The organism is Alteromonas sp. NFXS44, from assembly GCF_040148705.1.
Lineage (GTDB): Bacteria > Pseudomonadota > Gammaproteobacteria > Enterobacterales > Alteromonadaceae > Alteromonas.
In genome coordinates, this window is record NZ_JAGDEA010000002.1 from 1 (window position 1) to 18,713 (window position 18,713).

16 protein-coding genes, 4 tRNA genes and 1 rRNA gene are annotated in these 18,713 nt (G+C 48.0%); 19 read left to right on the forward strand and 2 right to left on the reverse strand.

What is annotated here, in order from left to right:
* The 16 genes from rrf to J3369_RS03225 all read left to right on the forward strand — a co-directional run.
* Positions 1 to 103, forward strand: a 5S ribosomal RNA gene (gene rrf / locus J3369_RS03150); the annotation flags it as partial.
* A 515-nt stretch (positions 104 to 618) separates the two neighbouring features.
* On the forward strand, positions 619 to 1,215 hold the full coding sequence (locus J3369_RS03155; protein ID WP_303575694.1) for a PEP-CTERM sorting domain-containing protein: 597 nt from the start codon (positions 619 to 621) through the stop codon (positions 1,213 to 1,215).
* Positions 1,216 to 1,359: 144 nt separating this feature from the next.
* Positions 1,360 to 1,911 carry a D-glycero-beta-D-manno-heptose 1,7-bisphosphate 7-phosphatase gene (gene gmhB / locus J3369_RS03160; protein ID WP_349583735.1) on the forward strand — a complete coding sequence of 184 codons (552 nt, stop codon included), beginning with the start codon at positions 1,360 to 1,362 and terminating at the stop codon, positions 1,909 to 1,911.
* Between the two features lie 136 nt (positions 1,912 to 2,047).
* Positions 2,048 to 3,037, forward strand: coding sequence for a UDP-N-acetylmuramate dehydrogenase (gene murB, locus J3369_RS03165; RefSeq protein WP_349583738.1), 990 nt, complete (start codon positions 2,048 to 2,050; stop codon positions 3,035 to 3,037).
* Positions 3,034 to 4,020 (forward strand): bifunctional biotin--[acetyl-CoA-carboxylase] ligase/biotin operon repressor BirA, encoded by a 987-nt coding sequence (gene birA / locus J3369_RS03170; RefSeq protein WP_303575691.1) that lies wholly within the window; start codon positions 3,034 to 3,036, stop codon positions 4,018 to 4,020. The genes murB and birA overlap by 4 nt, the downstream gene beginning before the upstream one ends.
* A complete protein-coding gene (locus J3369_RS03175; RefSeq protein WP_303575690.1) occupies positions 4,010 to 4,750 on the forward strand; it encodes a type III pantothenate kinase in 741 nt (246 codons plus the stop codon). The genes birA and J3369_RS03175 overlap by 11 nt, the downstream gene beginning before the upstream one ends.
* Positions 4,751 to 4,866: 116 nt before the next feature.
* Positions 4,867 to 4,942: transfer RNA gene (locus tag J3369_RS03180), tRNA-Thr, on the forward strand.
* Positions 4,943 to 4,955: 13 nt separating this feature from the next.
* Positions 4,956 to 5,040 (forward strand) — tRNA-Tyr (locus tag J3369_RS03185).
* Between the two features lie 33 nt (positions 5,041 to 5,073).
* Positions 5,074 to 5,148: transfer RNA gene (locus J3369_RS03190), tRNA-Gly, on the forward strand.
* An 8-nt stretch (positions 5,149 to 5,156) separates the two neighbouring features.
* Positions 5,157 to 5,232: transfer RNA gene (locus tag J3369_RS03195), tRNA-Thr, on the forward strand.
* Between the two features lie 70 nt (positions 5,233 to 5,302).
* Positions 5,303 to 6,487, forward strand: a complete 1,185-nt coding sequence (tuf, locus tag J3369_RS03200) for an elongation factor Tu (RefSeq protein ID WP_349583742.1) — start codon at positions 5,303 to 5,305, stop codon at positions 6,485 to 6,487.
* A 141-nt stretch (positions 6,488 to 6,628) separates the two neighbouring features.
* Positions 6,629 to 7,078 (forward strand): hypothetical protein, encoded by a 450-nt coding sequence (locus tag J3369_RS03205; protein WP_303573929.1) that lies wholly within the window; start codon positions 6,629 to 6,631, stop codon positions 7,076 to 7,078.
* Complete coding sequence (locus J3369_RS03210) at positions 7,065 to 8,339, forward strand: hypothetical protein (protein ID WP_349583745.1); 1,275 nt, start codon at positions 7,065 to 7,067, stop codon at positions 8,337 to 8,339. The genes J3369_RS03205 and J3369_RS03210 overlap by 14 nt, the downstream gene beginning before the upstream one ends.
* A 23-nt stretch (positions 8,340 to 8,362) precedes the next feature.
* A complete protein-coding gene (locus tag J3369_RS03215; RefSeq protein ID WP_303573927.1) occupies positions 8,363 to 9,943 on the forward strand; it encodes a sensor domain-containing diguanylate cyclase in 1,581 nt (526 codons plus the stop codon).
* Positions 9,944 to 10,152: 209 nt separating this feature from the next.
* Positions 10,153 to 11,826 carry a carbon starvation CstA family protein gene (locus J3369_RS03220; RefSeq protein WP_119499905.1) on the forward strand — a complete coding sequence of 558 codons (1,674 nt, stop codon included), beginning with the start codon at positions 10,153 to 10,155 and terminating at the stop codon, positions 11,824 to 11,826.
* A 139-nt stretch (positions 11,827 to 11,965) separates the two neighbouring features.
* A complete protein-coding gene (locus J3369_RS03225) occupies positions 11,966 to 13,033 on the forward strand; it encodes a CNNM domain-containing protein (RefSeq protein WP_303573926.1) in 1,068 nt (355 codons plus the stop codon).
* A 7-nt stretch (positions 13,034 to 13,040) separates the two neighbouring features.
* Here the strand turns inward: J3369_RS03225 and pdsS are convergent, their stop codons facing one another.
* Together pdsS and pdsR are read right to left on the reverse strand one after the other, a co-directional pair.
* On the reverse strand, positions 13,041 to 15,218 hold the full coding sequence (pdsS, locus tag J3369_RS03230; RefSeq protein ID WP_349583750.1) for a proteobacterial dedicated sortase system histidine kinase: 2,178 nt from the start codon (positions 15,216 to 15,218) through the stop codon (positions 13,041 to 13,043).
* Positions 15,219 to 15,224: 6 nt separating this feature from the next.
* Entirely contained in the window at positions 15,225 to 15,914 is a 690-nt protein-coding gene (gene pdsR, locus J3369_RS03235; RefSeq protein ID WP_119503272.1) for a proteobacterial dedicated sortase system response regulator, read from the reverse strand.
* A 258-nt stretch (positions 15,915 to 16,172) separates the two neighbouring features.
* On the opposite strand from pdsR, the gene pdsO reads away from it, so the two are divergent.
* The 3 genes from pdsO (at position 16,173) to J3369_RS03250 (ending at position 18,713) form a co-directional block, all read left to right on the forward strand.
* Complete coding sequence (gene pdsO / locus J3369_RS03240) at positions 16,173 to 16,907, forward strand: sortase-associated OmpA-like protein PdsO (RefSeq protein WP_349583753.1); 735 nt, start codon at positions 16,173 to 16,175, stop codon at positions 16,905 to 16,907.
* Between the two features lie 100 nt (positions 16,908 to 17,007).
* Positions 17,008 to 17,937 carry an ABC transporter ATP-binding protein gene (locus J3369_RS03245; RefSeq protein ID WP_349583756.1) on the forward strand — a complete coding sequence of 310 codons (930 nt, stop codon included), beginning with the start codon at positions 17,008 to 17,010 and terminating at the stop codon, positions 17,935 to 17,937.
* Positions 17,938 to 17,939: 2 nt separating this feature from the next.
* The gene (locus tag J3369_RS03250) at positions 17,940 to 18,713 is read left to right on the forward strand and encodes an ABC transporter permease (RefSeq protein ID WP_119499909.1); all 774 of its coding nucleotides are present in this window, start codon (positions 17,940 to 17,942) and stop codon (positions 18,711 to 18,713) included.

Genomic DNA, 18,713 nt, shown 5'->3' on the forward strand with positions numbered 1-18,713 from the left:
GCGACGTGGTACCACCTGAATCCATTCCGAACTCAGAAGTGAAACGCGTTAGCGGCGATGGTAGTGTGGGGTCTCCCCATGTGAGAGTAGCACACCGTCAGGCTCCCAATTCGAAGAAGCCCGCTCAAACTGAGCGGGCTTTTTTCGTTTCTGCTCTCTGCTCAGAATCTCTTCTGAACTTCAACGAATCCAGTTTCTCCTTTTTCAAAATTGGAGAGTTTGGATCAGATCATAACGTTGAGTGGAGTGAAATCTGCGTCCGCCTACAACTTACCCTGTACCTTTCGTCAGGTTACTTTACATATAAATTGTCTATTATTTATCGTTTTGACGAATGATTGGTACTTTATTGTTAGTTTTGACTGCCAGTAGGCTCCTTAAAATTAAATCATTCAATGTAAAGTATTAGTAAATTCTAATCATTTGAAGAGCAACATTATCTTTTTGTCAAATATGTTTACAATTTAAACAACGTGATAGCTACTTCCGGCCCAACATGCTGAAAACCAAGACTAAAGTTTAAATCCTGATCCTGGCGTGATTTCTGCTATAAGGTCATTAGACGATAAATGGTTTTGGGTCGTCTATAAAACTATTAACCTTCTAAGGGATTACATTATGAATTCATGGATTAAAAAAATCAGTGTTGTTTGTGCTGGTGTTCTTTGTCTGGCAGGCCAGGCAAATGCGCACCTTGTTGCTTTTGGTTGGAAAGATTTGGGTAATGGAACTATCCGTATGTACGGTCAGCATTGGCATGGTAATCAGTCCAGCGCCTATTCTGACAATGGTGGAGTGAGAATTGGTACCTGGGATGCTTCTGCATCCACTCAGAATACTGCAAGCTGGCAACTGTTTAACTGGACAGGCGTAATGAATGATGTTGGTGGAGATGCTGCTTCTAACGACGCTTTGGTAGCTTCAGGTGTATTAGATGGCTGGGCTGAAGATGTGGGTAACTGGGGTAATACAAACGGTGACAATGATTGGTTTTTCACCGATCCACTCGTATTAGGTAACGGCAACTGGGGTCTGTTCACAGGTACCTCTTGCTGTGTAGATACAATGACTGCTGCTCAGTTGTTTACTATTACTGGTATTTCCAGTGTTCCAATTGGTACAGGTCCGGGTTCTGCTACAAGTGTTCCTGCACCAGCTACATTAGGTATGTTTGCTCTGTCTCTGGTTGCTTTACGTCGCTTTCGTCGTTCGTAAGTAACTTAGTTTAATCACTAACACCATACCTCATTAAGGCCGCACGTTCGTGCGGCTTTTCACATTGCCTTATTGGCCAATTCTTTTACCTCATTTCCGGCTGAGTGATACACTTGCCTCTAAATAATTTCTACTTAGTAAAACATGAAAGCCAAAGCCTTCTTCCTCGACCGTGATGGCGTTATCAATATTGATCACGGCTATATTTCCACGCCAAATTCATTTGATTTTGTTCCGGGAGTTTTCGACGCCTGCCGCGCCATCAGAAAAAATGGATATGAAATCATCGTTGTTACAAATCAGTCCGGTATTGCCCGGGGCTATTACGACGAAACAGCGTTTATGTCGTTAACTACATGGATGCTGGGTGAATTCGAGATGGAAGGGGTCAATATTAAAGCCGTAAAATATTGCCCGCACCATAATAAACATGGAGAAGGGAAATATCTGCTGGATTGCTCATGCAGGAAACCTGAACCGGGTATGCTGCTTGAGGCCGCGGATCAATTTGATATCTCACTCAGTAAAAGCGTCATGGTAGGGGATAAAATGTCTGATATTGAAGCAGGACGCAGAGCGGGGATTTCTCATTTGTATAAAATAGGCAAGGATGAAGAGAATAAAGAAAATGATTACGTTACCTGCATTAATTTATACGACGTGGTTACCCATTTCTTTAGTCCTGGCGACAAATAAATAAACCAGATAACGATATAAAATAGTTCACCTTTGCAAAACCAATAGTCGCTGACCCGCTTTACGCGCTGTGATGCTTTTATTCTCTGGTCAGTTCGCCTACCATTGCGGCAAAGAGAAAAAGTATTATTAGACTGTGCCCACACTAACATCACACCACACTTTCCACCTCGCGGCCAATTGCAAAGCAGTTTGTCATTTTACAACGCCGGATGAGTTTCTCCTGAACTGGCGGGAGTCTGCCTGTAGCTATCTTTTGGGCGGAGGCAGCAACACCCTGTTTTTATCCGATTTTGACGGCACGGTATTTATCAATGGCATGCGGGGGATAGAAGTTAATACCTCCGAAGATACTCACAGGTTGCGTGTCGCCGGCGGTGAGAACTGGCATAACCTGGTTACTCACTGTTTAGATAATGGTTGGTACGGTTTAGAAAATCTGGCACTGATTCCGGGGTCTGCAGGTGCAGCTCCAATACAGAACATCGGGGCTTATGGTCTCGAGGTCGGCAGATATATCGAGTCTGTTGAGTATATTGATATCACTACCGGTGAACAGCACACGTTATCCAACAATGAATGTGAATTTGGATATCGCGACAGTGTGTTTAAACGCCGTCTGTCAGGAAACGTGCTGATCACCTACGTTAATTTTCGTCTGCCGGCAGATAACGAGCTGATTGTGTCTTACGGGGAGCTTGCAACACTGAAGGACCCGTCACCGGAAAGTATCTACAACAAAGTCATTGAAGTGAGAAAGGCAAAGTTGCCTGATCCTGATCTGTTGGGCAATGCCGGTAGTTTTTTTAAAAACCCTGTCATTACCGCGGCCCGTTACGAACAAATTAAAAAAGCATACGGTGAAGTCCCGGGGTTTGCTGCGGAGAGCGGTAAAAAGGTGCCGGCAGCCTGGTTAATCGATCAATGTGAATTCAAAGGCCGAGAAACGGGTGGTGTGCGATGTCATCCCACGCAACCTTTGGTGCTGACCAATACCGGAAACGCTTCCGGTGAGGACGTGATCAAGATGGCACGTGATATTATTAGTGCCGTAGATAAGAAATTCGATATTCAGCTGGAGCCGGAAGTCAGGCTTGTGGGCAAATCCGGAGTAATTACGTTATGAAGCAGGCCTCGAAAATTATACGACAGCACATTTTGTCTGTACTGGCTGACGGACAATTTCATTCCGGCGAAATCATTGCTCAACAGGTAGGGCTTTCAAGAACCGCTGTGGCAGGGCACATCTCGCAGCTTGCTGACTGGGGCCTGGATGTATTTAAAGTAAAAGGTAAAGGTTACAGATTGAATCAGGGCTTTCCTATGCTCAGTACAGAGCAAATCAAAAAACACCTGGCCAGACCGGGGTTGTCGACCATACAGGTAGAGCCGGTACTGGCGTCCACCAATACAGAAATGAAAAAACGTATTGCAACAGCACGGCACGATTTGGCTGATGGTGACGTAATACTTGCCGAAGTTCAAACAGACGGTAAGGGCCGCCATGGTCGTAAATGGACTGCGCCGGTGGGAGGCAGTCTTACCATGTCTATGTACTGGTCTTTTCCGGATGGTTATCAAAGCATGGCCGGATTGTCCCTTCTCGTTGGGGTAGCCATCTGCGAAGCGTTAAGAAAATTCAAAATTGAAGATGCTCAGCTTAAGTGGCCGAATGATATTTATCTGAATGGCCGTAAACTGGCCGGTGTTCTCATTGAGGTTGAGGGCCAGATCGGCGCTACTGCGCACAGTGTCATTGGTATTGGCCTGAACGTGAATGTACCCGACACCCAGTATGACGTAGGACAACCCCACAGTGATTTAACCGGCTACTTAGGTGAAGTGCCCGACCGTAACCGGCTCGCTGCTGCTGTTATCGAATCACTACGGGAGATGTTGCCTGAGTTTACTCAGCGGGGCTTCGGCAAGTTTGTACCTTACTGGGAATCTCTGGATTTATTTGCAGACAAGAAAATTGTTTTGCAAATGGGCGATAAGCGTTTCTCCGGTATTGACCGTGGTGTGGATCAGAGCGGGGCGCTGCTGGTAGAAACTGAAGACGGTATTACCCGCTTCCATGGTGGTGAGGTGAGCCTTCGTGGTATCTGATACCGCTGTTCTGTTGGTTGATGCCGGCAATAGCAGAATAAAATCTGTTGCTCTTGCTGATGTTAAAGATTCAGAGCCTCTTGTTTATACAGATGCAGATGCATTTATTAATTGGCTGTCGGATACAAATTTCTCCCATATTTTTTTATCTAATGTGGGTAAAAAAGACATTTCAGAAAAAATTATCCATTTCTGTGACACGCAAAATAGAGTCATTCAGGAAATTTTTACCGAAAAAGAAAATTTTGGGGTACGCAACAGCTATAAAGATGTCACAAAAATGGGGGTCGACCGGTGGCTGGCTATGGTCGCTGCACAGGAAATGACCAGAAAAATGTTTTGTGTGATCGACATGGGTACTGCAATTACCTGTGATTTTGTTGAAGATGGTCAACATTTAGGCGGTTGGATAAGTCCCGGTTTTCATCTTATGCGTGATGCTCTGGTTAAAAATACAGCAAGAGTCACCTCGGACAACTCAATACCGCAAAATTTAGCACCGGGCTCTTCTACTGAAATGTGCGTTGCACAGGGGTGTCATGCAGCACTAAATGGTGTTTATTTAAGCGCGATTGATTATTTGCTAAGCAAACGATCCGATTTTGCTGTAATTATCGGCGGTGGAGATAAAAATATGCTTGCAATAAATCATTCCACTGATACTATCCGTTCCGCGAATTTGGTGGTGCAAGGTCTTGCCCGCTACGCAAGAAGTCAGCTTTTTGCGTAACATTTTTCGTTTGATTTGAAAGAGTAAAGCGCTCCGACAAAAAAACGAAAAAAAATAAAAAAGACACTTGCACAGAGTAATAAGTTACTCTAGAATGCGCACCCACTTGATGAGGAGCCGACTTAGCTCAGTTGGTAGAGCAACTGACTTGTAATCAGTAGGTCGCCAGTTCGATTCCGGCAGTCGGCACCATTCATCAAACTCTGGAGGGGTACCCAAGCGGTCAACGGGAGCAGACTGTAAATCTGCCGGCTCAGCCTTCGCAGGTTCGAATCCTGCCCCCTCCACCACTTTTTCATTGAGGTGGCCAGAGAATTAGGAACGCGGGCATCGTATAATGGCTATTACCTCAGCCTTCCAAGCTGATGATGCGGGTTCGATTCCCGCTGCCCGCTCCAATTTCCGTGCTGATATAGCTCAGTTGGTAGAGCGCACCCTTGGTAAGGGTGAGGTCGGCAGTTCAAATCTGCCTATCAGCACCATTTCTCCCCAGCTCATGTTTAAATTAATTGTTTTTTATTTTTAACGTAACTTTGCTGGGATACTAGAAAAATGGCAAAAGAAAAGTTTGAACGTACGAAACCCCACGTAAACGTGGGTACTATCGGCCACGTTGACCACGGTAAAACCACTCTGACTGCAGCAATCACTACTGTTCTTGCAAAGACTTACGGTGGTTCAGCTCAGGCATTCGATCAAATTGATAACGCGCCTGAAGAAAAAGCGCGTGGTATCACCATCTCTACTTCACACGTAGAATATGACACGCCTACCCGTCACTATGCGCACGTAGACTGCCCGGGACACGCTGATTACGTTAAGAACATGATCACTGGTGCGGCTCAGATGGACGGCGGTATCCTGGTAGTTGCTGCGACTGATGGCCCTATGCCACAGACTCGTGAGCACATCCTGCTGGGTCGTCAGGTTGGTATCCCTTACATCATCGTATTCATGAACAAATGTGACATGGTTGATGATGAAGAGCTGCTGGAACTGGTTGAGATGGAAGTTCGTGAACTTCTGACTGAATACGAATTCCCTGGCGACGATCTGCCAGTAATCAAAGGTTCTGCACTGAAAGCCCTGGAAGGTGAAGCAGAATGGGAAGCGAAAATTGTTGAGCTTGGCGAAGCTTTAGATAGCTATATCCCGGAGCCAGAGCGTGCTATCGACAAGCCGTTCATCCTGCCAATCGAAGACGTATTCTCAATCTCAGGCCGTGGTACTGTTGTAACTGGTCGTGTTGAGCAAGGTATCGTTAAAGTAGGTGAAGAAGTAGAAATCGTTGGTATCAGAGATACAACTAAAACGACTTGTACCGGTGTTGAAATGTTCCGTAAGCTGCTTGACGAAGGTCGTGCAGGTGAGAACGTTGGTGTTCTGCTGCGTGGTACTAAGCGTGATGACGTTGAGCGTGGTCAGGTACTGGCTAAGCCTGGTTCAATCACTCCTCACACTCAGTTTGAAGCGGAAGTATACGTACTGTCTAAAGATGAAGGCGGTCGTCACACTCCATTCTTCAAAGGTTACCGTCCACAGTTCTACTTCCGTACAACTGACGTAACTGGTGCCGTTGAGCTGCCAGAAGGCGTAGAAATGGTAATGCCTGGTGACAACCTGAAATTCGTCGTTGACCTGATCGCTCCAATCGCGATGGAAGAAGGTCTGCGCTTCGCAATCCGTGAAGGTGGTCGTACAGTAGGTGCTGGTGTTGTAGCTAAAATCATCAAGTAATTGATGACTACACACTAGTCCAAAAAAGGTCGCGCAAGCGGCCTTTTTTGTTTTTCTTTTCCTCCCGCAAAATTAGCAACTTAAAACATATCGGCTATAGTTAAGTCATCTTCTTCGTTACTCAGTAATCCCAGCTTCTTCATGACAAAAAGTTTGGCAATTATCTGGCTGCTGTTCAGCGTTGTATTCTGTACAACGTCTTTTCATGCAAGCGCGTTAAATGCTGAAAACTCCATTGCTGTCGTCGTTCACTCCGACAGTGCCGTACAGTCCCTTTCGAAAGCTGAAGTCATCGATTTATTTATGGGGCGATTTACCGAGACATCTGACGGCGAAGTACTCATTCCCCTTGATTACAAATCTGAGCTTAATCTGAAAGGAGAGTTTTATCAGACCCTGGTAAACCGTTCTCTGCGTCAGGTGAACTCGTACTGGTCACGTTTACTGTTTTCCGGTCGAGCCAAAGCGCCGGTTCAGGTGAATTCGGTAGCAAATCTCGGTGAGTTGTTTAATGGCAATCAGCACTATATTGCCTATGTTCCAATGAATGCTGTTTCAGAGGAGATGAAAATTGTTCTTGTACTCGAATAAAATCCGTCTCTTACTCCTTTTACCTTTGTTGCTGGTCTCTGCCGCGGCACAGTGCGCGGATGACGATAACTGGCGTTTCAGCGGGTTTGCGACAGTCGGCGCCAGTTACAGCAGTAACGACGAGCTTGCGTTCCGTTCCTCTTATCTGAATAAGCCCAGAAAGCATTTTAATGTCTTAACCGATACCATGGTCGGGTTTCAGTTCAACTATCACTTCTCAAACGATCTGGACTTAGTGGTACAGGCAATAGCACAGGACCGCGGTGACAGCGAAGTTGCCAACTATTTTGAAATGGCCTTCCTGCGTTATCAGTTCGACCGGAACTGGTCTGCCCGTGTTGGCCGGATGAATTACAACGCCTATTTACTCTCTGAATACAGAAATGTCAGCTATGCCTATCCATGGGTGAGACCGCCGGTCGATTTCTATTTGCCCACTTCATCGGTGTCGTATGTGGACGGTGCTGAGATCCAATACCGCCATAATGCGAATGACGGCGTGTGGCAGCACACATTTGCTGCCGGTAAATCAGAAAGTAACCTGTTTGCCCTCGACAGTTTTACCACGATTTATTACGACTATGTTCTGAATGCTACCACCACTTACGAGGCGTACGACTGGCTTGTAAAAGTAACCGGATCCTACTTCATGGGAGAGAGAACCCGCATTAGCGGCGGAGATTTCGAAGGCTTTTACGATAGTCTGCTGGCAGTACCCGATGTGCTCTGGCCCGGCGTTGATGAAGTTTATGATCATTTACACATGGACAATGAGCCCATCTGGTATTTGTCTTTAGGGTATCAGTACAACAACGATGAATGGCTCGTCATGGCAGAAATGGTCGCGATGGATTCAGCCTGGACCCTTTTATCTCCCTATGTATCCGGGTATATCAGCCTTGGCTACCGGTTTGGTGACTTTCTGCCTTACATCACCCTCGCGGGCATAGAAGAAACTGAATCATCCCGGCAATTGCCAGTTCCTGATTTCTCACAGGCGCCGGATGCAGAAACAGCACAATATCTCGGTTTACTGTCGTTCGCCAGCCAGGAGATTTCGAATGCGATTTCACAAAGTCAGCGCTCAGTGGGTGTGGGAGTACGGTGGGATGTATCGCCGTCGTCAGCAATAAAATTCCAGTACGACCATTACTGGATTGACGTTCCCGGTTATGCGCTCTGGGGAGTGAGTTTGTATCAGCAAGTATCCGGAGACCACATGAGCAACGTTGTCAGCCTGACATACAGTACAACATTTTGACGTAACGCAAACGGATTGCACGAATGTTTCTACGCAGACTACACATCCGGGTTGCCTCTATTATCGCTCTAATCGGAGGGATTATTGCCATTGCCGGTGGCAGTATCGTGTATCAGCAGAGCGAAGACTCTCTGATGTTCATCACTGAACAACTGGTGGCACAACTTGCTGACAGTACCCGCAAGCCTTCTGCTATCGCCGTTTATGTGGAAGACGATATTCTGGCCAAAGAGATCACCGAAGGTCTGGTAAGAAATGATTTGGTCATGGCCGCCGTGGTGACGACTAATGAAGGAGTACTGGCCCAAAGCGGGGAGCTTACAACGCAGGAAGGTGGTGTTGTTATTCCTTTGATTCATCCGTTTATCGAGGATCAAACCATCGGTAAGCTCTCTATTTATCCTGACATTGAATTTATTCAGCGCAACGTAAGCGAGTTCGCGATGCAGGGGAGTTTATCGATGTTACTGGTTGCTTTGTGCATTACTGTGGCCGTAGCAATAGTGACTAACGAAATGCTGTCCAGACCATTATTGAAGCTGAGTCGCGAGTTTGAGCGGGTTGACCCTTCCGACCCTGACAACCTGCAAACTATCACAGTAGTGAAGAAACGGCAGGATGAACTGGGCAAGCTGATTGGCCGGATGAACGGAATGATATCCGCGACGCGGCATTTCTACTTACAGGAAAAGCAACTTCGCAAAGACACCGAGAAACTGGAACGGCAATTCCGTCTTCTTTTTGAAAGGGCCACGATAGGTATTGCGCTGATTTCCCCGAAAAAAGGTCTGCTACAGGCAAATCCGGCGTTCAGAAATATGCTGGGTGATATCAGTTCGCTGGACACATTTTGTCGTAAATTTAACGAGTCCGGGCAGGTTGAAGCTATCGCTTCCAGCTTCTCAAAAAGAGAAAACGCTGAACAGGACTCTGTCGACCTTTCCTATTACGAGAACGGGGAAGTTAAATGGGTGCACTGTCTGTTTGCTTACGTCAGTGAACAACGCATCAGTCAACATCGCGAGGGTGAAGCACTCATTGAAGTTATCGTTAATGATATTACCGGGCGCATCCGGCGCGAAGAGCAGGTGCGTTTTGCTGCTGAACATGATCCCCTTACGGGTTTGCATAACCGGCGGGGTGGTGAACCTTTCCTCAGAAATCTCATTTCTGCCTCTGCCGGTAATGACAAAACCTTTGTATTGATGATGATCGATCTGGACAAATTTAAACCGGTAAACGATGAGTATGGCCATGAAGCCGGAGATAAAGTGCTTGAAGCGGTGGGGAGCCGGATCCCGAGATTTTTTGCCGATTCCACCTGTGTATGCTGTCGCTGGGGAGGAGATGAATTTGTTGTTGGCCTGCTGGCAGGCAGGACCTTCCTTAATGACATCGACATTCAGTGCAAACTGCTTATCGATATGATCAGCGTACCGGTACCTGTTGAAGGCGTCGGCACGTGTGCTGTTTCTGCAACCGTCGGCGCCATTCTGCTGAAGCGTGAGCATGCTGAACTGACCACTTTACTGGCGAAAGCTGACGAGTTGATGTATGCCGTAAAACGGGAACACCGGGGCGGACATCGCATCGAATCGTATTAGAATTTCCGCACTCTCCGGGCAGTGTTGCATTTATTCAGGTGAATGAACTGTAATGCATTATGTACGCAGGTAAAATTTAACAGCTTGTAAATTATCAGGATGTGTCGTCACACGCCTGTCAATGCTGTATAAAAAAGCTTCACAACTCAGTGTACATTTCGTTACTTTAAATAATGATAACAACGTACCCTCTAACTCAGGATTAATCTATGCAGTCAATAATGATCGTCGTCCTTGGCATCATAGGCATGCTACTAGGATGGTTTGTATACTCCAGGTTCATTGCCGATAAGATTTTCCGTCTCGACGACAGTTTTGTGACGCCTGCTCACGAACTGCGCGACGGAGTCGATTACGTGCCCACAAACAAAGTGGTTTTATGGGGCCACCACTTTACCTCCGTAGCCGGTGCTGCTCCCATTGTCGGGCCGGCTATCGCCGTATACTGGGGTTGGGTTCCTGCTGTGCTGTGGGTGGTATTCGGTACCATTTTCTTCGCCGGTGTCCACGATATGGGCGCTTTGTGGGCGAGTAACCGCCATAAAGGGAAGTCCATGGGGGCGCTGTCTGAAAGTGTTATCGGGAAACGCTCCCGTGCGCTTTTCATGGTCGTCATCTTCCTGGTACTGCTGATGGTAAATGCGGTATTCGGCGTGGTGATTGCGAAGTCGTTTGTCTCTCAGCCTAACGCGGTTTTCCCTGCCTGGATGGCGATTGTTGTTGCCCTGGTGATTGGCCAGCTACTTAAGCGCAATTTCAGCCTCATCCCCATGTGTGTGGTTGGTATTATTGTGCTTTATGCATCGGTTTATGCGGGCAGTTATATCCCTCTTGAGCTGCCGGAAACCATGTTTGGTTTATCCGCTAACGCCAACTGGATCATTATTCTGTTCATCTATGCTGCCATTGCATCGCTGTTACCGGTCTGGATGCTGCTGCAACCACGTGATTTTATCAACGGTATGCAGTTACTGGTTGGCTTACTGCTGCTTTACGGAGCGGTATTTATGTCTATGCCGGATATCACAGCACCGGCGTTTAATACGCAAACTGCTATTGATACACCGAGCCTTATCCCGCTGCTGTTCGTTACCATTGCCTGTGGTGCTGTTTCCGGTTTCCACGGAATTGTATCTTCCGGTACCAGCTCCAAGCAGCTGAATAAAGAAACGGATGCCCGTTTCGTTGGTTATCTCGGTGCCGTAGGCGAGGGAAGTCTTGCGCTTATCACCATCGTTGCAGTAAGTGGCGTTGCCTTAGCCGCTTCCCCTGAAGAATGGCACGAAGTGTACAGTCACCTTGGCGACGGCAGTGTTGCTGCTTTCATTACCGGTGGCGCAAACCTTATCCAGCAAGGCTGGGGATTACCGGTTGATTTCTCATCCACTATTCTGGCCGTTATGGTAGTGCTGTTTGCCGGTACTACCATGGACTCAGGTGTACGTTTACAACGTTATATCATCCAGGAATGGGGCGAAATTTATAACCTTAATATCCTTAAAAATGGCGTTGTCGCTACGTTGGTTGCAGTGGGTACCTGTTTGCTGCTGTCATTCGGTGCCGGTGGCGCATCCGGTTCCGGCGGTATGATTATCTGGCCATTGTTCGGGTCGACTAACCAAATCCTGGCGTCCCTGACATTGCTGGTCATCTCGGTAATGTTGATCAAAATGAACCGCCCGGCCATATACACGCTTATTCCGATGACGTTTGTTCTGGTGATGGCATTCTTTGCCGGTGTCATTAAGCTTCAGGAATACTGGGCAGCGGAAAATTACCTGCTGGTATTCCTGGATGCAGTGGTACTGGTTGTCAGTGTGCTGGTTATGCTGGAAGCCTGGTCTGTTATCGCTAAATTCAAGCGGGAAAAACAGCAAGCATAAGCATGCATCCTTACTGAAATTAAACAGCCGGCACTTGCCGGCTGTTTTGTTTTTACCGGTGGACAACAGAATATCTGCAAACTGTCTGCAGATACGTTATGGTTATTTTTCGCGTCTAATTAACGGGTTTGGCAACTCTATGTTTCTGCTGATTGTTTATATTTTAATAGCGCTGGGCTTTTCATTTCTTTGCTCAATAGCTGAGGCGGTGATCCTGAGTATTTCTTCTGCCTATATCTCAGTGCTGGAAAAGGAAGGTGCACCTTCCGGCAAATTGCTGCGGGGATTAACCGATGATATCAACAAGCCCTTATCCGCCATTCTGACATTAAATACCATTGCCCATACCATGGGAGCTGCGGGAGCGGGTGCACAGGCCGCCGTGGTGTTTGGCGACGCGTATCTGGGGATCATCAGTGCTATTTTAACCTTACTGATCCTGATCTTTTCTGAGATCATTCCAAAGACGCTGGGTGCCACCTACTGGCGGGCACTGGCGACACCGACGGCATGGTTTCTGAAATACCTCACCTGGTTATTAACCCCCTTTGTATGGTTTTCTGAAAAGCTCACAAAAGGGTTTAAAGAAGAAAGCCCGCTAAGAGGACTGAGCCGCAACGAATTGCAGGCAATGGCTGAGTTGTCGTGGCAGGAAGGACAACTGGCCGAAAAGGAGACCGCCTTTCTGAAAAACATGCTGAATATGCATGAAGTGAAGGTGCGGGATGCCATGACTCACCGTACGTCGATGTTCTCCTTATCAGAAACCATGACAGTGGAAGGCTTCTTCCATAAGCATGCTCACATGGAGTTCTCCCGCATACCGGTTTATACCGGCGAAGACAGTGAGCATATCCATGGTTTTGTTATGCGTTCAGATTTACTGCTGGCCTACGCCAGAGGGAATACGCAAAAACAACTGAAAGATTACCGGCGGGATATGATAACGGTATTGAGCAGTATGCCTATTGCCAATGTCCTTGATTTGTTCATGACACGGCGGGTGCACATTTTCATGGTAGTGGACGAATACGGCGGTCTGGAAGGGATTGTTACGCTGGAAGATATTCTTGAGCATCTTCTCGGTATTGAAATAGTAGATGAGAAAGACAATACGGTCAGCATCCGTAAATATGCACAGAATATGGCGCGCCGCAGGGCTGCTATGCTGATGAAAAACGTGCCCGACCTTGGCGGCGATGATTAAAAAATCCCTAGCCCGCCAGAGGCAACTGCACCACAACACAAACCCCGGTGTTGTCCGGCAGGTTACTCAGTTGCACGCGCCCCTTGTGGTAGCCGGCAATCATATTGGCAATAAACAGTCCTAAACCAAGGTGAGGGTGTTCAGCGGATTTGTGACGTTCTTCATCCGGCCTCACCGATACCATCGACTGCAACAGGTTGTCGTTCATGTTATCGGGTAACGGTGGTCCCGGGTTGGTCACCGACAGTTTTACGGATTTACCTTCCCGCCATAAGTGCACCGTAATCGTATCACCGGTGTGACTGAACTCCACCGCATTGGCGATAATTTTATCCAGCATCTGCGCGAATAAATCCCCTGAGCCCCGTAATTTTGCCTCTTCCAGCGAGATTTTAAGTTGGAAGGTGCGTTCAGAAAAAACATGGGCGTAGCCATCAATACAGCCGGAAACGACAGCTGCTGCATCGAACAGTTCGGGGTCTTCCTGTGCGATAGCATGTTCCAGTCGTGTGGCTTCACTCATACTGTTTAAAATGGTGCTTAACCGGGTGATGCCGCTTTGCGCCCGCCCAATCAGAACAGACTGCTGGGAAGGATCTTTCACTTCGCTGATGGTGTCCAGTGATGAACGCACAACGGCAATAGGCGTCCGCAATTCGTGGGAGAGTCGTGAGGCCATGTTTTCCAGATACGAATTGTATTGCTGAAGACGGTTTAACACGCCGGCGAAGGACTGATGCAAGTCATCAATTTCATCTACACGGCGCACTGCCGGTAAACTGCCGACAATTTTTCCGTTATCGTCAATCACTGCCTCAGTGTTGTCTCTCAGTGTCCGCACCCGGTTAGAAATACGGTTAGCAAACAGAAATAAACTGAGGGTGCCCAGCAGCATTACTGCCAGGATTACGTGGAAAAGTTGCTCCAGAGCACGGTTTCGCAGGGTACGGATGCCGTTGGTGGTTTGCTCAACCACCACTGCACCCATTACGTTTTCCTCAATATAAATAGGGTAAGCGGCGGAAAGAATAACGGCTTTACTGTCAGGAGAAAGCCGCCATAAGGAATCCGGTGTGCCGGACAGCGCCGAGGCAATATCTTTTCCGGCCAGCGCATACGCGCCCTGCAACTCATCAACAAATCCGGCTGGCGGACGGGTCAGAATATGATAATAGAGCGGCAGCAAAACATGCTGCTCAAGCCACTGCCACCAGCGATAGCCCTGTTGTTCCTGATTTCTTACTTTAAACCCTGATGCAGACTGGATCGAGCCGGCTCTGGCCAGTACGCGCATATGGTTATCGACTACCCACACCCGTGAATCGGCATATTTAAGTCCGGAAAGGATGCGTTCAATTTCCGGCGACGGCGTCAGTACCGTGCCCATGCCGTCGGCCTGATTGGGATTCGCTGTACCCACCGCATAGCGTTTCTCCCGGCTGGCCAGGTCGTCCACATCAACCAACGCAAAGGCGAGGGCGCCTGTGGTCATACTCAATGGAAAGCGCAGTTCAATACCGTATCCCTCACCGGTTAGTTGCCAGCGTCCCTGAATTCGCAATTCGTTATCTGTGGCTCTGTAGCCCCCCGGCGTATCATCCAGTTTAAACGCATTCACCCAGCCTTCTGAGTAAGGTGCAATGACAAAACGTTCCAGTTCGCCGTCACCGGCAATGACACTGATCAGCAAATGGTCGCTCTGATCGACGGCAAGGGCGTTAGATGCACGCCACACAACACTGTCATCCTGCACATCAAACATGGCATACAGGTATTTTCCGTAGCGTCCTACCATATGATTAAAAGACAGTGTGACCGGCGGAAAATCCGCAACTTTGCCAAACCAGGAAACCACCTGACCTTCACCGTATTGCTGACTGAGACCCGAGACAGCATTCCAGTCTGAGAATTTACCATCCAGCTGAATGGGGGTGGGGATGGGCGGAGCGTACAAATCTGTTCCGGGGCGAACATCTTTTAAATAGGCAGACTGACTGTCAAACAGAGCAGGGCGTTCGTGCAGGGCAGTGGCCACCGCTCTTGCTGTGCCAATCATGGTTTGCTCCTGCCCGGTCCGCAAATACTGCTCAAGCTCCCACACATAGCGGTAACCCAGCCATGGGATGGTGAACAAAAATAGCGACAGCACCAGCAATTGCAGGCGGATAGAAAAGCGTAAGTTCACGAACAATCAGCCCTGCCAGCGATAACCCATGCCATACACCGTATCGATATGATCAAAGGTGCTGTCCAGCTGGATAAACTTTTTGCGCATGCGTTTAATATGGGACGTAATGGTGGTGTCGTCGACAACCATCCGGGATTCGTCCATCAGCTGTTGCCGGCTTTTTACATGCCCGGGATGTTTAATCAGTGCATGCAGCATCCAGAACTCTGTGACTGTCAGGGCAACTGGCTCGTTCTTCCAGCTTACTGTCATGCGGCTGACATCTACACTTAAATGACCAAGCTGAATTTGTTCGCTTTGTTGCTTCGGCGAGGATAATAAATCCGTGCGCCTGAACAGGGCGGCTATACGTGCAAGCAGGTGCGCCATACTGATATCTTTGGTCAGATAGTCGTCGGCTCCCATACGCAGTCCGCTGATGGTATCCACATCGTTATCTCTGGCGGTAAAGAAAATGACCGGCATGGTCTGGGATAGCTGTCGCAGTTGCTGACACAACATGAAGCCGCCTTCCATTTCTTCTTTCAGGCCAATATCAATAATAGCCAGATCAGGCAGCGCCTGTGAGAAAGCTGCAGAAGCGGATGGCCTGTCGGCATAGGCATTCACCTGATAACCCTGCGCCTGCAGTGCAGCAATATAGTTTTCCCTGATAGCAGCATCATCTTCAACAAGAGCAATAGTTCTTGGCATCGTCATTAATCTTTTCAGTTTCAGTGGCATGACTATACACCATGAAAACTGAACAATACCTGATTAAGACAAATATCCCCCGTAACGCCACTTTTTGGCCATATTTGCCCTGTTTGACCGGCGTAGCGTGGTGCTGGTGACCAGATTGCCCTGATTTATCACAATGCTTCGCCACCTTTCCCCATTTCACTTTGGGCATGGTCAGATTGTGCCGGTTTAATGCTTACCATCAACACTCACTCTGGTAAGGAAATGAACATGACAGGTAAAAAAGTACTTTTAGCAGGCATCATCGCGCTTATGGTTAACCCGGTAGCACTGGCAGCCAGCGACAAGCATTATCAGGAACAAAAAGACAAAGCTGCGGCAGTCGGATTAGGAACCGGTGTGGTTATCGGTGCTATTGTGGCAGGCCCTGTTGGCGTAGGCGTTGCCGGTATTCTGGGGGCCGTGATTGGTGACAGCAAGGCAACCAGTGAACAGTTAAAAGACACACAGGCTGATTTAATGGCCAGCAATGCTGCATTAACTGAATCTCAACAGCAGCTTCTGGCAGTAAGAGATGCACTGGAGTCAGCGCAACTACAAGCCTCAATAACGCAGGTAGGTTTAACGTCCTATCTGGAAGAGCAGGTGATGGCGATGGAAAGTGCCATTCAGTTTAAAAGCGGCTCTGACGATATCGAAGCACTGTACAGTACGCAGCTTGATTTAATTGCGAAGGCGCTTAAGCAACATGAAGGACTGGGGATCCGGTTAACCGGTTATGCGGACTATCGCGGCGAAGCCACCTTTAACCAGACATTGTCAGAACAGCGCGCCGGCGCGGTTAAACAGGCACTCACAGCACGGGGTGTGAGTGAAGATAAAATTGCCCTGCTTGCTGTCGGGGAAGCGGGTAGTCAGCATTCTTCTGCAGAAAATACCTTCTTCGACCGCAAAGTGGTTATGCAAATCTTGCCAGCCGGACAGGCTATGACAGCACAGCGTTAATTCCTTTCGTTAATCCTCCCAACCCCCACGTTTAGCGCCCGCAACGGGCGCTTTTTTCATGTTATTATTAACGGCTTAATGAAAACAAAACAGGCAAAGCATGAAAGCGCTGGATATCACAGATTTGAAGAAAATCTACAAAGGTGGCGTGCAGGCACTGCGCGGCGTCAACCTGCATGTAGATGAGGGTGATTTTTTTGCCCTGCTGGGACCTAACGGTGCCGGTAAATCCACCACCATCGGCATTATCAGTTCACTGGTTAACGCCAGCGAAGGCGATGTGAAAGTGTTCGGGTACGATTTGAATACTGAAAAAGAAAAGGCTAAATCCTACATTGGTCTGGTGCCGCAGGAATTTAACTTCAACCAGTTCGAAACCGTACTGCAAATCGTACTGAATCAGGCGGGTTACTATGGTGTGCCCCGCAACGTGGCTAAAGAACGGGCCGAAAAATACTTAAAGCAGCTCGACCTGTGGGAAAAGAAAGACATGCCTGCGCGCACGTTGTCAGGGGGCATGAAGCGCCGCCTGATGATTGCACGGGCGTTAATGCACGAACCCAAATTACTGATTCTGGATGAGCCCACCGCCGGTGTGGATATTGAAATCCGCCGGTCTATGTGGGACTTTCTCAAAACCATCAATGAACAGGGGATCACTATCATCCTGACGACCCATTATCTTGAAGAAGCGGAAATGCTGTGCCGCAATATCGCGATCATTGATAAGGGAACGATAGTGGAAAACACCAGCATGAAGTCACTGCTGGCCAAATTAAGCATGGAAACATTTGTGCTGGATCTTGGCAATTACGCTAACAAGCCGCTCATTTCAGGTTTTACTCACCGTTTGCTGGATGAAAATACGCTGGAAGTGGATGTGGAGAAAACCGAAGGGCTGAATCCGGTATTTACCCAGTTAACAGAGCAATCGGTGCCGGTGCTCAGTATGCGTAACAAGTCGAACCGGCTGGAGGAGTTGTTTGTTACTCTGGTTGAGAATGGCCGTAAAGCCAAAGAGGAGGCGTAATCATGCACGGACAAAATAACTGGATTGCGCTGAATACTATCTGGATTAAAGAATGTACCCGCTTTCTGCGCATCTGGGTACAAACACTGGTGCCGCCGGCAATTACTATGACACTGTATTTTGTCATTTTCGGTAGTCTGATTGGTGAAAGGATTGGTCAGATGGGCGGCTTCACCTATATGGAGTTTATTGTACCCGGACTGATCATGATGTCTGTGATCACGAACTCTTATTCAAATGTGTCATCGTCGTTTTTCAGCGCCAAATTCCAACGCAATATTGAAGAATTGCTGGTGGCTCCTGTACCGACCTGGGTGATCATTTTCGGTTACGTGGGCGGCGGCGTTGCCCGTGCCATCTTAATCGGCATTATTGTGACCTGTGTATCAATGTTTTTCGTTGATGTACAAATTCACAACCTGGCTGCCATTGTGGTTACCTTACTGCTTACCTCGACCCTATTTGCTACCGCCGGTCTGGTAAACGCGGTTTTTGCAAAAACCTTTGATGATATCAGCATGGTGCCCACTTTTGTGCTGACCCCGCTGACCTATCTGGGCGGTGTATTCTACTCGTTAACGCTGTTACCGGAATTCTGGCAAATTGTCAGTAAGGCGAACCCGATCGTGTACATGGTGAATGGTTTCCGCTACGGCTTTTTAGGTGTGTCAGACGTTAATGTTTCTGTGTCCATTGCCATTCTTGTCGGCTTCAACGTGGTGCTTTACGCTGTTGCGCATCATCTGCTGACAAAAGGTCGCGGGATCCGGAGTTAA

Coding starts and splice junctions, on each gene's coding strand:
- birA (WP_303575691.1), top strand. CDS start 3,034: ATGAAGCAGGCCTCGAAAATTATACGACAGCACATTTTGTCTGTACTG.
- J3369_RS03205 (WP_303573929.1), top strand. CDS start 6,629: ATGACAAAAAGTTTGGCAATTATCTGGCTGCTGTTCAGCGTTGTATTC.
- pdsO (WP_349583753.1), top strand. CDS start 16,173: ATGACAGGTAAAAAAGTACTTTTAGCAGGCATCATCGCGCTTATGGTT.
- J3369_RS03250 (WP_119499909.1), top strand. CDS start 17,940: ATGCACGGACAAAATAACTGGATTGCGCTGAATACTATCTGGATTAAA.
- J3369_RS03245 (WP_349583756.1), top strand. CDS start 17,008: ATGAAAGCGCTGGATATCACAGATTTGAAGAAAATCTACAAAGGTGGC.
- J3369_RS03225 (WP_303573926.1), top strand. CDS start 11,966: ATGTTTCTGCTGATTGTTTATATTTTAATAGCGCTGGGCTTTTCATTT.
- gmhB (WP_349583735.1), top strand. CDS start 1,360: ATGAAAGCCAAAGCCTTCTTCCTCGACCGTGATGGCGTTATCAATATT.
- J3369_RS03155 (WP_303575694.1), top strand. CDS start 619: ATGAATTCATGGATTAAAAAAATCAGTGTTGTTTGTGCTGGTGTTCTT.
- J3369_RS03215 (WP_303573927.1), top strand. CDS start 8,363: ATGTTTCTACGCAGACTACACATCCGGGTTGCCTCTATTATCGCTCTA.
- tuf (WP_349583742.1), top strand. CDS start 5,303: ATGGCAAAAGAAAAGTTTGAACGTACGAAACCCCACGTAAACGTGGGT.
- J3369_RS03220 (WP_119499905.1), top strand. CDS start 10,153: ATGCAGTCAATAATGATCGTCGTCCTTGGCATCATAGGCATGCTACTA.
- pdsR (WP_119503272.1), bottom strand. CDS start 15,914: ATGCCAAGAACTATTGCTCTTGTTGAAGATGATGCTGCTATCAGGGAA.